This window comes from Asticcacaulis endophyticus (assembly GCF_014652575.1).
GTDB lineage: Bacteria > Pseudomonadota > Alphaproteobacteria > Caulobacterales > Caulobacteraceae > Asticcacaulis > Asticcacaulis endophyticus.
Genome location: NZ_BMZB01000002.1, coordinates 21,599 through 35,616, shown reverse-complemented (window position 1 = coordinate 35,616; position 14,018 = coordinate 21,599). Strand labels below are relative to the sequence as shown.

The following is a 14,018-nucleotide window of genomic DNA, read 5'->3' as shown; positions in this document are numbered from 1 at the left end:
CCGCCAGCTATGGCCAAATCGAAATTTCACCGTGTAGCCACTGAGGGTGCGACTGCCGATGGTCGCAAGATCGAGCGCAAAGACATCGAAGACATGGCCGCGACCTATAATCGTGAAACCTATGCGTCTCGCGTCAACATGGAACATTTTCGCGGTCTGACAGCGGACGGCCCATTCAAAGCTTATGGCGATGTGCTGGCGCTGAAAACCGAAGAAATCGAAATCGAAGTCGGCGGTAAAAAAGAAAAGCGTCTGGCCCTGTTGGCCCAGATCGACCCGACCGAAGAACTGATCGCCTTCAACAAAAAGCGGCAGAAGCTTTTCACCTCAATCGAAATCAACCCCAACTTCGCTCAGTCGGGAAAGGCCTATCTGCAGGGTTTGGCGGTCACCGATAGCCCGGCCTCGCTGGCGACCGAAATGCTTGAATTTGCCGCCAAAGCCACCGTCAATCCGTTCGCCACACGCAAGGTCGAAGCTGGCAACCTGATCACCGCCGCCGAAGAATTTACGCTGGAACTGGAAGACGAGGCGACCGGTGAAAACAGCGAGGTCATCTCGGCATTTTCGGCCATGAAGGCTTTCTTCACGGGTCTGGCGACACCCACCAAGACTGAGCCAGCACCGCCGGTCGTAACACCACCCGCTGATGCGTCTGATTATGCTAAGTTTTCCGCCGCGATCACCGAAGGCCTGACTAGGATCGGCACCGTGCTTGAGGCGACCACCAAGGCCAATGATGAGCGCTTCACCAAGCTGACCGGCGATCTGGCCGCGCTTCAAACCAAGATGGAAACTACCCCGTCCAACACCTTCACCCAACGCCCCGTTTCCCCCGGCGGCGACAACCGCCCGCGCGCTGACTGCTAATCAGCGCCACCTCGTAGCCCTGTCACCTATCCGGAGCCTCCCCGCACATGCGTAACAAAACCCGCCTCCTTTACACCGCTTTCGTTTCCCACATCGCCCTGATCAATAATGTGGCGTCGGCTGAAACGAAATTCAACGTCGATCCGACGATCCAGCAAAAGCTGCTCGATAAGCAACAGGAGTCGGTTGATTTCCTTAAGCTGATTAACATCGAACTGGTCAAGGAACAGGGCGGGCAACTGCTTGGGCTTGGCGTCAATCGCCGGATCGCCTCACGCACCAATACCGCTGGCGGTACCAAGCGCGCCACTAAGTCCGTCCATTCGATGGATGGCCGTGAGTACCTGTGTAAAAAGACCGATTTCGATACCCACCTGAAATATTCCGAAGTTGACCGCTGGGCCAAGTTCGACGATTTCGAGGTGCGCATCTCTAATCACATCGCTCATGCGCAGGGCCTTGACCGTATCTGCATAGGTTTTAACGGCATCTCTGCCGCTGTCACAACCGATCTGGTCGCGAACCCGATGCTGCAGGATGTGAATATCGGCTGGCTACAAAAACTGCGCGTCGAAGCCCCGGCACAGGTACTGTCCATAGCCCCGGCGGGCGGCACCAAGGTCTACTACGGCACGCACGCTGGCAACAGCTATAAGAACCTTGACGCCATTGTGATGGATGCCGTCGAAGAACTCCTGCCGTCATGGGCGGCGGATGACACCGGCCTCGTCGCCATTGTCGGTCGCGACCTCCTCCATGACAAGTATCTGCCAAAGGTCAACCAGCCTCTGGCCCCGACCGAAGAAAATGCACTGAAACTGATCATGGCCGAAAAGCGCCTCGGCGGCTTGCCTGCCTACCGCGCCCCATTCTTCCCCGCCGGAAAAATCCTGATCACCAAGTTCTCGAACCTGTCGATCTATGAGCAGGAAGACACCCGTCGCCGCAACATCAAGGACAACCCCGAACTCGACCAGGTCGATGATTTCCAATCGGTGAACGAATGCTACGTCATCGAAGACCTGGACTTTGCCTGCCTGATCGAAAATATCGAAGAGCGCAACGCCGCTTAACCCGTTCCTCCCTGCAACTGAGGGGGATCGGCGCGTCCGCTCCCCCCTTTTTTTTAGGTGTTTAATGTCCAGTCCCGCCCGCGCCCACCGCATTGCTGTCCTTGCCGGAGCCGCTATCCTTGCCGCCGGATCAATCGGGCGCGCCGCCGACCGTCCGCAGGAAGGAAAAGAAGCGACAGAGTACGAGTTACTCCGCGCCAAGTTTGGCGCGCACCGCGCCCAGCTTAAGCAGATCGAATCGACCGAGGACAAGATCGCCAAAAAGCGCGACATGCTGCCGGAGTATGACGACTATATTTACGGCGTCCTCAGCGCTGCCGAAGATTCAGGCCTCGCCCTCCAGGATGAAATCTTCGCCAACTTGATGGTCTGGCAACTCGACGTGGGCAATTTCTCATCGGCCTTCACGATGGCCGAACATATCCTTGAACACAATATTGATCTGCCTGCTCGTTTCAAAAGCTCCCCTGCTACATTCCTGATCGATACCGTGTCAGCCGCCGCCATCAAGGCCCACACCCTGCATGATGAATTTCCGGTCGAACATCTGCAACGTGCCTCCGCCCTGACCTTTACCCATGACGTGTTTGATCAGGCCCGCGCCAACCTTCATAAGGCTATCGGCCTATTGCTGATGCGCGAGGCCGACCGCCTTATGGACAATAAGGAAGCCTCAGTTGGGGCACCGAATGCCGCCCGCCGTGAAGCCTTAAAGCACCTGCGCCGCGCCTATGAACTTAACACGAATAGCGGTGTCAAAAAGGAGATCGGTGTCCTCACCCGTCTACTGAAGAAAGAGCCAGCCGAACAGGAACCGGAAACTGATCCGTACGCAACGGCTGAACCTTCTGACACCTAACGAACCGCCCCCCGGCGCTCGGGGGCGGTGAAGGCTTCAGACGGCATCAACACCGTCCTGAAACCTGATCCCCACCCCCGAAACCTTTCCAGCCACCTTTTTGGTGACGTCAACAAAATGGTTGATATCCATGTCCGGTTTCATCGCCTCCCCGCCCAAGCCCGCATCCCCCGCCGGATTAAAGGTCATCGGCGGCGCGTTCTGGCCGGATATCGGACTAAATGATTTCCGTGACACGATGCGGATCGGCGGCTCGACCATTCCTGATCCCCGCCTGATCGAGGCCATCGAAGGAGCGATTATAACGGTCAATGGTGACCTGCGCGATTGGCGGCTCGACCGGCTGGCCGAAGGCCATGCCCTGCTATCGGCGGTCAGCCCTGATGAGGTCAACGGCGAAAAGGCACTGGTGGTCATCTGGAAACGTGCCGTGATGGCCTTCGCCGCCGCCGATCTGATGGAAACGCACCGCGACGTGAGCGCCACCAATGAAGGGGCCAAGCGCGCCGAAGAACAGGCTCCTACCGCTTGCGACCATCGCCGCAACGGCGTCCATGCCATCCGCGATATCTTGGGCGTCACCCGAACGACCGTGGAACTGATCTGATGCGCACGATTGTCGAGACAGCCCTGCAGGGCGAAACCCTCGATGCGCTGGTCTGGCGGGTGTTAGGCGCAGGCTCTGGCACCGTCGAGACCGTCCTCGATCTTAACCGCGGTATTGCCGATATTGGTGCAATCCTGCCCGAAGGCTTTGCCGTCACTCTACCGGTCGCCGCCGCATCACCCGTCGCGGCCCGCGAAATCGTTCAGTTGTGGGATTAAACATCGATGGATAAACCCGCCAGCCTTCGCGCCCTTATTACCGAGAGCGTGCCGGAACTTAAGCGCGAATCCTCAAACCTGCGCATCTGGATACGCGGCGGTCACATTGCCACCCGCTATCACCGTGAAAACCACGGCTTTGAATATCGCTACACGCTCGAAATCGAGGTGCGCAGCTTCTCAGGCCACCCCGACGAAATCATTTTGCCGATCGTTCTGTGGCTTCGGGTACACCAGCCTGACGCCCTGCTCAACCATGGCACCGGCGACAAGGCTATTACCTTTGATGCCGACTACATCAGCACTGACGAAATAGACCTGAACATCACGCTTAGCCTGGTCGAAGCTGTCGATGTCCGGCCAAAGCCTAATGGCGAGCCCGGCGACTATGAAATGACCCACCGCGCCGAACCCGACATCGCGGGTGAAGAGTTGATCGTCAATCCCCCCGTGCCCCTGCGCCGCGTCTATAATGGGCAGGGCGAATTCGTCGCGGGCTATCCGGTGATCACCTTCCTGAAGCTATCGGACGGCAGCCAGATTATCGGCACAGACGGCACGCCGCTAACCGCAAATGGATGACCTGAAGGCCGTCGAAGACCTCGAAGCTATAGCCTCCACAATGTTGCGCGATCTGTCGCCCGCCGGTCAGCGCTCTGTCATGCGGCGTGTGGCGCGGGATCTGCGTAAATCTCAGTCCGACCGGATCAAGTCACAAAAAAATCCCGATGGATCGGCCTTTGAGGCGCGCCGGAAAAAGCGCGAACCGTCAATGGGGAATTACACTGTACGTTTCCTATACCCAGAGCACGGCATCGGCCCGGCTCGTGCCGTGCTCATGAAATCATGGCGCAGGGATGGGCCGCTCCTGACGGGCTATGATGTCGAAGCGGGCGGCATACGGTCGTTCTTCTGGGACAAGGTCATCAGATGGCTGGGCGTTTCACCGGAGGATCAGAACAAGGGGGGCGGCAAAATCCGCAATCGCCCGGCACTGCGCGACCGCGACATGTTCCGCAAGATCAGATCATCGCGATACCTGCGTTCTGGCGCCAATGAACGCGAAGCGTGGATCGGGTTTATCGGCGGCATTTCCCGCATCGCCAAGGTGCATCAGGAGGGCCTTAAAGATGAGCCGGCTAGTGGACAAAAAGCTGTCACCTACGCCGTGCGTGAGCTTCTGGGCATGACCTTGGCCGAACGCGAAGACGTGCTGGATATAGTATTCAAGCACTTATTAAGATGAAATAAGGAGTCCAAATCAGATTTGGCGATCCCAAATACGTTTTCTTATCTGAAGCTCTACATTTTCAAGCAATGACGTAATTTGGGAGCGAAATTTATCCTGCTCTACGGGAAGGATGCCAGGAACATCGTCAGCATTCATTCGCTCAAAGAGTGCGCAGCTTGAAAGTTTATGGACTTCTCGAAGCTCTTTTAAAATCTCACTGTCTATAAATATAGAATTTTTGTTGAGTGTATCACCAAAGTTTTGGCAAAGAATGCGGGCGTAACGAACCTTCCTCCGGAAAAGTATCGTGCGAAAGGCACTATCCATTTCAAAATCTGAACTCTTTTCAAAGACAAATTCTATCTCAATATCTATGAGACCGTTTGTTTCCATAATATGCTTTTTTACTTTTTCGTTTACACCCAAAATCGAATCGGATCTGCTAAATATTGCGAGCGCACTCTGAGCTTCTACGACAGCCTCATACATGGAGTTGTAGGTTTGAGTTAATGCATTAAATTCCTGAGTATTTAAGCGGGTTTGATGGTCGATGTACCCTTGCACGACGCCTTTTAAGCGTTCTATTTCGCGCTGATTTTCATGTTGTAATTTGAGCCTCGATTTATGAAAGCGTTCATCAATCCATTTCTGGCCTAAATGCTTCACGAATAACCCAACAATGCCGCCGCCCGCTATGAGACCGCTGACTAATCCAGAAATAATCGAGACCCAGTCGATGTTCATGCTCGCCCCTTTTGATTGCTTGAGCCCAATATAGCTAAGGACGGTGAGATGAACAGGGCTACGGCATGATCCGGGCGAAAATGAAATCACTCATTGCAGCCTGACCGGCCCCGATAACATGGACACCGTCCGGCGCATACCAGCCTGCCGCCACGGCATCTTCATAGTCGAAGACATCGAATAGATCGATCATCGGCACGCCCTGTGCGGCCGCAACGGTAGTCGACCAGGTGCGCAGATTGGTCATGCTACCCATCGCGGGGGCGGCAGGTGGCGGCAGAACCACAAGCGCGTCACTGTTAAGGCTCTGAAGCTTGTCGATCAGGGCATTGAGCGCCGCTTTATAGCTGGCCTCGGTAGCCCCGGCTAAGATATCATTGCCGCTGGGGATTATGATGCCCAGATCGGGATCAAAGACATCGATGCCGACCAAAGGTAAACCGGAATTGGCCGAACTGGCGTGATCGAGGATACCGCCACCCGACCAACTGGCATTGAGGATCGTGATTTCTTTCTTGGTCGAGTCATAAGCGACAAAGCCCGCCAGAAACGTCATATCGGATGATGCAGGTGTGAGCCGCCAGACGTTGGTGCCCTTAGCGCGCGTGACTGTGGTTTTCTGGAAGGTCGCCGTGGCGTTGTAGGCATCAAGGAAGGTAACCGCACCACCCGCAACCAGATCGACGTTGAAGCCGTCTCCCGCCAGATAGGGGGCACGCGGATAATAAATTTCGATGGTATCGGTCTGATGATCAGGGGCAAAGGTCAGCGGGGTTCGACCGGCCCCGACGATACAGAGATTATAAGCGCCGGTTGTCATACCTGCGTCGTCATAGACCTCGGTATTATCCCAGCCCGTGCCATCGGTGATGCGCGCGTCATAGTCCGATGCGGCCACCGCGCCCATATTGCCGTTACCGACCAGCGAATTGCTCGATGCGAAAAAGGTGGTGTCGGCGGTGATCTTATCCGCCAGCAAAGCCGTCAGATTCTTGGAGGCTTCGTCATTGCCAAAGCCATTGATCCCACCAGTATAATAACCGCGAGGAATGCTGTCGCCAAACACCATGATCCGGCCATTGCGCTCACCGGCGCGGACGGCGTTGAGGGTTGCTGACCAGATCGGCAGACTGACAATGACGATTTCGGCGGTATCGATTTCAGGCATGTCAATGCTGACGGCGGCATAGACCGGATTCGACAGCTTACAGCCCAAGGCCTTCAAGCTGCCCGCCGCCGTGGCGGTATAGGTCTCGCCCGTTTCGCCGGGAATGTTGGCCTCATCGAGCGTCCATTGCCGGTCGGCGGAAATCACACCCTCCGGCAAGACGCTGGTGAAAACCGTCCCGGCTTCGATGGGCGCGTCATAGGTGATCACGCCGCGCGGCGCACCGCCGGAGCCGATTTCAAGCCGTACGGCCTTAATTTCGCCAGCCATGCGCGTGGCCAGCGCCTTAACGCGATCCACCAAATCCATTAGACCAGCCCCGCCTCAAAGGTGGTGACGAAATTGGTGTCCGGATTGCCAATGCCCAGATTGGCGCAGGCGTTTTGCTTCTGGACATCGGTCAGGCCCTGCGCGGCGGTGTCATGCCGCACGCGGTTGCCCAGCGCCGTGGTGATGGTGCCCGCGAAATTAGCATCATCGCCAATCGCCGCCGCCAATTCGTCCAGGGTATCGAGCGCCGCCGGAGCATTGTTTAAGACCGCATTCATGGCCTCAGTGATCTTGACCGTGATCCGGTTGATCGACCAGGTCTGTGTAGCCGACGCGTTCGAGGCATCATTAATGGTCGCGCCGCCAGCGGAAGCCACGGAATCGAGTTCCGTTTTCAACTCATTGAGCGCCGCCACCAGATTGGTTTTGATGGTCGTGTTAAGGCCTGACAGATCAGCGGTATTACCGTTAATCAGGGTTTTGATCGATTTACATTGGGTCGCGATACGGGTTGCCAGATCGAGGACGCGAGTAATTAAAGCAGCCATGGGGCCTCCTTCAGATAAGCTTGTTTTCAAACAGCAAAACGAGATCGCCGGGGTCGTCATCGGTGCCGATGACTTCGTCACGGAGCGCGGCCCCTTTGTCGGCCAACAGTTCTTCCGTGATGGCCTCGGTCGAGATCATGCCCCGGTCGATCAGAAAGCTTTCGGTGACATCGGCACGCGCCAGCCCGCCTGCATCGCGGATATCCTGTTCATTGAGTTCGCGGCCTTCGACATCGGGCATGTTACGTTCCTTAAGCTGCGGCCGGGGCGGTCAGGCTGAGGCGGGCATAGACCGCCACCCGCGCCACCGCCTTGATACCGACACTGGCTGACACATTGAGACCTTGGATAAACTCGAAATGAGACCTGACCGGCTTGGTGCGCCTGACCTCGTTGATGACGGCGTCGATATAGGCGGCGGTTGCCGGTGCGCCTGCGCCATCGTTCAGACTGAGATTGATCGTGAAGGTGTGGGGATCACCTTTCGGCTCAGTCTGCCACCATTCTCGTAGGGCGATCTGACCGCCAAACACCGTGACGATATCGCGCACCGATTTGACGCTGCCCTTGCGCCGCTGAATATCAATGGCCGTGCGGATACGCTGGCGCTTAACCGCCTCCGGCCAGTCTGCCGACCAGCCATCGATAGACAGCCCAAAGGCCAGCCACGGCAAAAGCACAGCCGGGCAGGTATCTGCATCCCACAGATCGCGGAGCGGCACCGGCAAACCGGGCGACATCACCTGTTCAAAGGCGCGTTCTAAGGCCGAAGCATTGGGGGGCAGCACCGATGTCATCAGACCACCCCGTCATGATTGAGGGTAATCATTGTGCATCGGCTGGCCTCGGTTGGGCCGATGACGATATCAGCCGCCGGAGACGTCAGAACCACATTCTGAACCCCTTCTACGTGAAGGGCGGCGATAATGGCCGACCGCGTCGGGCGCATCCCCAGACGGTATTGCCGCGCGATTAGCGCCTCGGCATTTGTACGCCCTTGGGCGATCACGACCGCCGCATCCGGCCCGGCATAGGTGGTGATGTCCGCCACGATCTGCCACGTCGTCAGGGTCGCCGCCTGTATGGTGACAAAATCTGTCAACGGGCGCACGGTTTCATCAGACAGGGCCGCGCTTACGGTGGCGATCAGTTCGGGCGATGCCGCGCCATTGGCTGAGCGCGATAGGATCGTGACCAGCACTTCGCCGGGGTCTGGGCTGATGACGGAGGCGTCCGCGACATCGGCATCGGCGGACTTGGCATGAAAGATATAGGCCCCGACCGGCCCGGCCACGCTATAGCCTTCGGGGGCCAGCAGGATGCGTTCGCGGAATTCATCGTCGCTTTCCATGACGGCGGCGGTGCCCGCCTCAACATCAGCCGGGGTGATTTCCAGACGGCGCACGCCAAAGATGACGCCAAGCTGATCGAGATCAGCGCCCAAGGCATAGGCCACCATGACCGCCTTGGCCGCGTCATTGATACGTTGCCGGTCGATCATCCGAAAATAGGCGCACACCTGAAGGATGCGCACCGCCGGATCGGATTCGAGCAGGTCATCAAAATCGGGAATATAGACTTTGAGCGCGGCCAGCATCTCAGCATAGATCGCCTCGAAGCTTAAGGCTTCGATCACGTCCGGCGCGGGCAAGCGCGAAAGGTCAATGGCGTTAAAGGTGGCGTCGCTCATGAGGCCATTTGCGCCCATGCCGAAACCACACGCGACCGACGGCGATTGTCAGGTGTGACCTGACAAGGGGCCACCCTTCCCTTCCCCCATGCGCGCGATGAACGTGCGGCCTATGACGCATCCCGAAATGGCCATCCTCTGGTTAATCAGCTTCTTTGCGGGCCTGACCTCGATCACCGGCAGGCTGGGCTACATGCTGTTTGGCATTGGCAAACAACCGCCCACCGATCCGATTGAACTCAGCCATTGGCGGCGCAAACGCCGCTGGCTGGCCATCTCCGATCTGTCAGCCCTGCCCGCTTTTGCGACCGTCAGCGTCGCCGTCACGGTCTATTCCAATTTTCCGCCGGTCGTATCGGTTCTGCTCACCATGATCATGGGGGCGCTGGGCTTCGGCTTCCTGCTGAACGGGCTGCAATTCTTCATCCGCCGCAAGCTGGAAATGGAGACGACGCCGTGACCCTGCCCCTGATCCTCACAGCCCTTGGCCTGATCGCCCTCATTTTTACCCTTCGCAAAGCCCTTCATCATGCGCGCCGCGAAGTCCATTGCCGTCACAATCGCGAGACCTGAACATGACGCCCGCCGAAGTTAAAACCGCTCAAACCAACCTGATCAAGCGTGGCTATAATCCCGGCCCGACTGATGGTGTGTTCGGCCCTAAAAAGCTTTGCGCCATGATGGCGATGGCAGCGGGCCGCAGGCAAGATACGCAGTTGCAAACCTATGCCGACGCGCTGGCCCCACAACTCATCAAGGGCGGCATCATCGGTCGTTACCGCCTCGCCCATTTTCTGGCCAATACCGCCATTGAATCGCAGTGGTTTTCCCGGCTCGTGGAAAGCCTGCACTATAAAGACGCCGCCCATCTCGACGCCACGTTCAGCGCCGTTAAAGGGATTGCGGATGCCACCGGGCTGATCCGTCGCGGCGATGAAGCTATCGGCAATCGGATCTATGCCAACCGTAACGGTAACGGCAATGAGGCCAGTGGCGACGGCTTTAAATATCGCGGTCGGGGTTTTTTGATGCACACCGGCAAAAAGAACTATGCCGATCTGGAAAAGGCAGTCGGACGCCCGCTGATCGAATCCCCTCAATTCCTTGAGCAGCCCCTGTACGCGGCCATTGCCGCCGTCGAATTCTGGAACGTCAATGGCCTGTCGATCCCCGCTGATCGCAACGACGCCAAATGGGTACGACGTGGGATCAATGGCGCTGCCGTCCTTGAACTGGCCACAGCCAAGAAGATCGCGGGCAACCTGATCGGGTTGTTTCAATGATCGATATTCTAAAATCACTCGGCCTGTGCCTGGCGATGGTCACGCTCACATTCGGGGCCGGTTACCTCGAAGGCAGCAAGGATGCTTACGAGAAAGCGGAACTGGCATCGGCCCGCCAAGCCGAGGCCGCCATGACCTCCATCCGCAGGCTGCAGTCTCACATCAACCTGTTGAGCCACGACGCCGCCATTGCTGAAACCCAGCGCCAAACTGCCGTGAAGGAAATCCGCCGTGAAACTGAACGCATTATTGTACGCCCTGTCTATCGCACTATTTGCGTCGATGCTGACGGCCTGCGCATCCTCGACCAAGCCGCCGATCTCGCCAACGCCAAACCGGCCGGAAATCTCGCCGCACCTGCTGACACCGCCGCCGGAACTACCGAAAGTCCGCCGCCGGGAAATAGCCAGATCGGAATGACGCTCTCAAGCAGCGGAGCGGTAGAGCAAATGACTGCCGCGGACTGTGTTCAGTCCATGCTCGATCTCTATGACACCTCCGGGCAAATCCGCGCCCAGCTTGTCGCCCTGCAATCCCAAGTGACGCTTACGCAAGAGGCCCGTCCTGAATGAGCCAGACCTTTATAATCACCACTGCCGGTCGCGCCGCCTTGGTCAATGCGGCTAATACCGGCACCAATAAGGTCACGATTACCCACATCGGGGTAACGGCCTCGGTCTTTGTCGCCAATGCCGCCATGATCGCCCTGCCCGGTGAAATCAAACGGCTGGCCACCTTCGGCGGTCTGGTCGTGGCCGATGACATCATCCACGTCACGCTTAACGACGAAAGTGCGACCAACTACACCCTGCGCGGGTTTGCGCTCTATCTCTCGGATGGCACCCTGTTCGGCCTGTTCGGATCGCCCACGCCGATTGCTGAAAAAACCGCCAATTCTAACGTCCTGATGTCGGCTGATATCGGCTTTGTCGATGTCGCCGCCGCCACCATTGAATTTGAAGGCACCGGTTTTCTAAACCCGCCCGCCACCGAAACCGTGGTCGGTGTGTTGCGGCTGGCCACCAATGCCGAAGCACAGGCGGGTGTGGTCGCCAATGCCGCCATTACCCCTAAAACCCTGTGGTTTGCGTTCTCCGCATGGGTCGCCGCACAGCTCAGCGATGTCTGGCGGGCCTCGAATGATGGTTCCGGCTCCGGCATGGACGCCGACCTGCTCGATGGGCAGCACGGGGCATACTTTTCCAATATCCCGGCGCGGCTGGGATACTCTCCGGCTAATAAGGCAGGAGATACCTTTAGCGGCCCCATCCGCCGCGATGCCAATTTCTATGCGGACATTCAGGGGGATAACCCGGTCATTAGTTTTGACCTTAATGACTACCTGTATTTCAACCGGGTCAACAATACCTACTATTTCATGATCGGCGGCGCATCCCGTGCCGCCCTTGATGCCAGCGGGTTATTTCAAAGCGGCGGCCAAATGACTGCCGCCGGTCAAACGGTCTGGAATGCGGGCAATGATGGTTCCGGCTCCGGCTCCGATGCGGACTTGCTCGATGGCGTTCAGGGATCGCAGTTTGCCCGCTCCGATGTCGATGCCCAGCACGCATACCGCGCCAAGGGCGTGCCATTAACTGATCCAAGTATTGGCACGGGTGGCCTGTGGTGCGTCAGCGCTACCGGCCTCAATGTCGCGCGCAACTCAACCTTTTACCGGGTTTGGGATGCAGGCAATGATGGTGCGGGCTCCGGCCTCGATGCCGATCTGCTCGATGGCCTGCAGGGGGATGGCTATGTCCGCAACAACGGTGTGGCATCAGCGGCAAAATCAGCAGGTGCTATCCTTGCCGGTCATCAGGCGCTTCAGGGTTTCGGATCGGCCCCGATCCAGCTTCGTGAGGTCAACTATGTCGGCAACGTCACCAATGACGCGGCCTATGCGCCGTCTATCGCGTTTCACTGGTCTGGAGTCGCCGCTGCCCACCTGAAAATGTACGCGGATGGCTCGTTGCGTGCGCGCACCAACAATGATGACCCCGGCTCATACGCGCCCTTTTATGCCGCGACCATGGTCTCGAATGGCGGGATCGTCTGGCACGCGGCCAATGATGGCGCAGGGTCTGGCCTCGATGCTGATCTGCTTGATGGTCAGGACGGCAGCTTCTATACCAATGTTCCCGCCCGTCTGGGCTATACGCCCGCCAATGTCGCCGATACATGGAAGCCGTCAAACGATGGCTCTGGATCAGGCCTAGATGCCGACCTGCTTGACGGCTATCAGGGACAATATTTTATCGACCTGATCAACAGCATGTTCAGCGCGGCATCTAATGCCAATGGCCACGTCATGCGCATCGGCCCGTGGAAAATCCAGATAGGGATCGCCATGAACGTGCCCGCCGATCAGAAACGCACGATCAACTTCCCGGAAGCTTTTGCCGCGCCGCCCCATTGGTATAACGCCAGTGGTATCGGGAGGGCGGTTTTTAACTCTGCAACCGAAGGTCAGGGCGAAGTCGAAGGCACCCCGACCGCCAATCAGATGGTCGTCTGCAACAACAACTCAAACGGAAACCCGGCGATCAACATCTCGTGGATCGCCATCGCCTACGCTTAAGGAGCCCCCCATGAAAACCAATATCGGCGCTTTCGATCCGGAAGCCAAAGCCGTCGAAGTCGAGTTCTCGCACAACGGCGTGACCCACATTCGCCCGGTCAATGCCTGCCTTACCGACAAGGGCAAGTATGACGCCAAGGCCACGACTGCCCGCGTGGCTGAGGTTGCCAACGGCGTGCAAGCCAAGATCGAAGCCGGGGTGATTACCAACCCCCTGCCCAATCCCGTAAGCGATACGCCCTCTGAGCCTGCATAAACCTTGATCTTGTCAGGTGCGACCTGACAATCGCCCCCACTGGCGTGATCCGGTGGGGGCGATGATCGTGCGAGTTATGCGCTACAATGACGATATCCCCGGCCTGATCGGTGATGTGATCCGCAAAGGGATCATTGACACTGTCGATCTGAATACCGGCACCGCCACGGTTAAGGTCGGAGACATCACCTCTCCGGCCTTGCCGTGGTGTGAATGCGCCGGTTCCGTTTCGACCTGGTGCCCGCCGTCGGAGGGCGAGTCCGTCATCCTACTTTGTATGGAAGGCGATATCGAAAGCGCGGTCATCCTGCGCGGCCTGTTCACCACGGCCAATCCGCCACCGGTCACCGGTGCGCGCGTCCACATCAAAATGCCAAATGGCACCACCTTCGACTACAACTACGAAGCCAATGTCCTTACCCTCGACTTGACCGGCAAGGCCGTGATCATCGCCCCGGAAGGTGTTGAGATCGAAGGCCCTGTTAAGGTCACCGGCCCCATTGATGCCACCGGCAAGATCACCTCGGAAGATGATGTCCTTGCCGGAGCCATTAGCCTCAAGTCTCACAAGCACGGCAGCGTGTCTGCCGGTGTGGCTAAGACCGGTAATCCAGAATGAGTGG

General features: G+C 57.7%; 19 protein-coding genes. 13 read left to right on the top strand and 6 right to left on the bottom strand.

Annotated features, from left to right (window positions below; translation table 11 throughout):
* Window positions 1-9: 9 nt before the first annotated feature.
* The 7 genes from IE102_RS08675 to IE102_RS08645 all read left to right on the top strand — a co-directional run bounded on the left by IE102_RS08675 (window position 10) and on the right by IE102_RS08645 (window position 4,873).
* Window positions 10-870: a GPO family capsid scaffolding protein gene (locus tag IE102_RS08675; RefSeq protein ID WP_189486115.1), complete on the top strand. Its 861-nt coding sequence runs from the start codon at window positions 10-12 to the stop codon at window positions 868-870.
* 47 nt (window positions 871-917) lie between these two features.
* Window positions 918-1,943 (top strand): phage major capsid protein, P2 family, encoded by a 1,026-nt coding sequence (locus IE102_RS08670; protein ID WP_189486114.1) that lies wholly within the window; start codon window positions 918-920, stop codon window positions 1,941-1,943.
* A gap of 64 nt (window positions 1,944-2,007) precedes the next feature.
* Window positions 2,008-2,802, top strand: a complete 795-nt coding sequence (gene gpM / locus IE102_RS08665; protein WP_189486113.1) for a phage terminase small subunit — start codon at window positions 2,008-2,010, stop codon at window positions 2,800-2,802.
* Window positions 2,803-2,932: 130 nt separating this feature from the next.
* Complete coding sequence (locus IE102_RS08660) at window positions 2,933-3,409, top strand: head completion/stabilization protein (protein WP_189486112.1); 477 nt, start codon at window positions 2,933-2,935, stop codon at window positions 3,407-3,409.
* On the top strand, window positions 3,409-3,627 hold the full coding sequence (locus IE102_RS08655; RefSeq protein ID WP_229807656.1) for a tail protein X: 219 nt from the start codon (window positions 3,409-3,411) through the stop codon (window positions 3,625-3,627). Before IE102_RS08660 ends, IE102_RS08655 begins: the two co-directional genes overlap by 1 nt.
* A 6-nt stretch (window positions 3,628-3,633) precedes the next feature.
* A complete protein-coding gene (locus IE102_RS08650) occupies window positions 3,634-4,209 on the top strand; it encodes a phage tail protein (RefSeq protein WP_189486111.1) in 576 nt (191 codons plus the stop codon).
* A complete protein-coding gene (locus tag IE102_RS08645) occupies window positions 4,202-4,873 on the top strand; it encodes a phage virion morphogenesis protein (RefSeq protein WP_189486110.1) in 672 nt (223 codons plus the stop codon). The genes IE102_RS08650 and IE102_RS08645 overlap by 8 nt, the downstream gene beginning before the upstream one ends.
* 15 nt (window positions 4,874-4,888) lie before the next feature.
* On the opposite strand, the gene IE102_RS08640 is transcribed toward IE102_RS08645, so the two are convergent.
* From IE102_RS08640 to IE102_RS08615, 6 genes are read right to left on the bottom strand one after another with little or no spacing between them, the layout of a single operon-like run.
* A complete protein-coding gene (locus IE102_RS08640; protein WP_189486109.1) occupies window positions 4,889-5,602 on the bottom strand; it encodes a hypothetical protein in 714 nt (237 codons plus the stop codon).
* A gap of 58 nt (window positions 5,603-5,660) precedes the next feature.
* Entirely contained in the window at window positions 5,661-7,079 is a 1,419-nt protein-coding gene (locus IE102_RS08635) for an SGNH/GDSL hydrolase family protein (protein ID WP_189486108.1), read from the bottom strand.
* Window positions 7,079-7,588 carry a hypothetical protein gene (locus IE102_RS08630; protein ID WP_189486107.1) on the bottom strand — a complete coding sequence of 170 codons (510 nt, stop codon included), beginning with the start codon at window positions 7,586-7,588 and terminating at the stop codon, window positions 7,079-7,081. The genes IE102_RS08635 and IE102_RS08630 overlap by 1 nt, the downstream gene beginning before the upstream one ends.
* A 10-nt stretch (window positions 7,589-7,598) precedes the next feature.
* The gene (locus IE102_RS08625; RefSeq protein ID WP_189486106.1) at window positions 7,599-7,829 is read right to left on the bottom strand and encodes a hypothetical protein; all 231 of its coding nucleotides are present in this window, start codon (window positions 7,827-7,829) and stop codon (window positions 7,599-7,601) included.
* Window positions 7,830-7,839: 10 nt separating this feature from the next.
* Window positions 7,840-8,385 carry a phage tail protein I gene (locus IE102_RS08620; RefSeq protein WP_189486105.1) on the bottom strand — a complete coding sequence of 182 codons (546 nt, stop codon included), beginning with the start codon at window positions 8,383-8,385 and terminating at the stop codon, window positions 7,840-7,842.
* The gene (locus IE102_RS08615; protein ID WP_189486104.1) at window positions 8,385-9,278 is read right to left on the bottom strand and encodes a baseplate assembly protein; all 894 of its coding nucleotides are present in this window, start codon (window positions 9,276-9,278) and stop codon (window positions 8,385-8,387) included. The genes IE102_RS08620 and IE102_RS08615 overlap by 1 nt, the downstream gene beginning before the upstream one ends.
* Before the next feature lie 112 nt (window positions 9,279-9,390).
* On the opposite strand from IE102_RS08615, the gene IE102_RS08610 reads away from it, so the two are divergent.
* From IE102_RS08610 to IE102_RS08585, 6 genes are all read left to right on the top strand, one after another.
* Window positions 9,391-9,738, top strand: a complete 348-nt coding sequence (locus tag IE102_RS08610; protein WP_189486103.1) for a hypothetical protein — start codon at window positions 9,391-9,393, stop codon at window positions 9,736-9,738.
* A gap of 115 nt (window positions 9,739-9,853) precedes the next feature.
* On the top strand, window positions 9,854-10,561 hold the full coding sequence (locus IE102_RS08605; RefSeq protein ID WP_189486102.1) for a glycoside hydrolase family 19 protein: 708 nt from the start codon (window positions 9,854-9,856) through the stop codon (window positions 10,559-10,561).
* Complete coding sequence (locus IE102_RS08600; RefSeq protein WP_189486101.1) at window positions 10,558-11,133, top strand: hypothetical protein; 576 nt, start codon at window positions 10,558-10,560, stop codon at window positions 11,131-11,133. The genes IE102_RS08605 and IE102_RS08600 overlap by 4 nt, the downstream gene beginning before the upstream one ends.
* On the top strand, window positions 11,130-13,139 hold the full coding sequence (locus tag IE102_RS08595) for a hypothetical protein (RefSeq protein ID WP_189486100.1): 2,010 nt from the start codon (window positions 11,130-11,132) through the stop codon (window positions 13,137-13,139). The genes IE102_RS08600 and IE102_RS08595 overlap by 4 nt, the downstream gene beginning before the upstream one ends.
* A gap of 10 nt (window positions 13,140-13,149) precedes the next feature.
* Window positions 13,150-13,395: a hypothetical protein gene (locus tag IE102_RS08590; RefSeq protein ID WP_189486099.1), complete on the top strand. Its 246-nt coding sequence runs from the start codon at window positions 13,150-13,152 to the stop codon at window positions 13,393-13,395.
* A 16-nt stretch (window positions 13,396-13,411) separates the two neighbouring features.
* Complete coding sequence (locus tag IE102_RS08585) at window positions 13,412-14,014, top strand: phage baseplate assembly protein V (protein ID WP_189486098.1); 603 nt, start codon at window positions 13,412-13,414, stop codon at window positions 14,012-14,014.
* Window positions 14,015-14,018 lie beyond the last annotated feature (4 nt).

Bases quoted from the DNA above. Each gene is read 5' to 3' on its own strand.
- IE102_RS08635 (WP_189486108.1), bottom strand. From the start codon at position 7,079: ATGGATTTGGTGGATCGCGTTAAGGCGCTGGCCACGCGCATGGCTGGC.
- gpM (WP_189486113.1), top strand. From the start codon at position 2,008: ATGTCCAGTCCCGCCCGCGCCCACCGCATTGCTGTCCTTGCCGGAGCC.
- IE102_RS08670 (WP_189486114.1), top strand. From the start codon at position 918: ATGCGTAACAAAACCCGCCTCCTTTACACCGCTTTCGTTTCCCACATC.
- IE102_RS08630 (WP_189486107.1), bottom strand. From the start codon at position 7,588: ATGGCTGCTTTAATTACTCGCGTCCTCGATCTGGCAACCCGTATCGCG.
- IE102_RS08620 (WP_189486105.1), bottom strand. From the start codon at position 8,385: ATGACATCGGTGCTGCCCCCCAATGCTTCGGCCTTAGAACGCGCCTTT.
- IE102_RS08655 (WP_229807656.1), top strand. From the start codon at position 3,409: ATGCGCACGATTGTCGAGACAGCCCTGCAGGGCGAAACCCTCGATGCG.
- IE102_RS08605 (WP_189486102.1), top strand. From the start codon at position 9,854: ATGACGCCCGCCGAAGTTAAAACCGCTCAAACCAACCTGATCAAGCGT.
- IE102_RS08615 (WP_189486104.1), bottom strand. From the start codon at position 9,278: ATGAGCGACGCCACCTTTAACGCCATTGACCTTTCGCGCTTGCCCGCG.
- IE102_RS08595 (WP_189486100.1), top strand. From the start codon at position 11,130: ATGAGCCAGACCTTTATAATCACCACTGCCGGTCGCGCCGCCTTGGTC.
- IE102_RS08640 (WP_189486109.1), bottom strand. From the start codon at position 5,602: ATGAACATCGACTGGGTCTCGATTATTTCTGGATTAGTCAGCGGTCTC.
- IE102_RS08660 (WP_189486112.1), top strand. From the start codon at position 2,933: ATGTCCGGTTTCATCGCCTCCCCGCCCAAGCCCGCATCCCCCGCCGGA.
- IE102_RS08590 (WP_189486099.1), top strand. From the start codon at position 13,150: ATGAAAACCAATATCGGCGCTTTCGATCCGGAAGCCAAAGCCGTCGAA.
- IE102_RS08645 (WP_189486110.1), top strand. From the start codon at position 4,202: ATGGATGACCTGAAGGCCGTCGAAGACCTCGAAGCTATAGCCTCCACA.
- IE102_RS08650 (WP_189486111.1), top strand. From the start codon at position 3,634: ATGGATAAACCCGCCAGCCTTCGCGCCCTTATTACCGAGAGCGTGCCG.
- IE102_RS08610 (WP_189486103.1), top strand. From the start codon at position 9,391: ATGACGCATCCCGAAATGGCCATCCTCTGGTTAATCAGCTTCTTTGCG.
- IE102_RS08600 (WP_189486101.1), top strand. From the start codon at position 10,558: ATGATCGATATTCTAAAATCACTCGGCCTGTGCCTGGCGATGGTCACG.
- IE102_RS08675 (WP_189486115.1), top strand. From the start codon at position 10: ATGGCCAAATCGAAATTTCACCGTGTAGCCACTGAGGGTGCGACTGCC.
- IE102_RS08625 (WP_189486106.1), bottom strand. From the start codon at position 7,829: ATGCCCGATGTCGAAGGCCGCGAACTCAATGAACAGGATATCCGCGAT.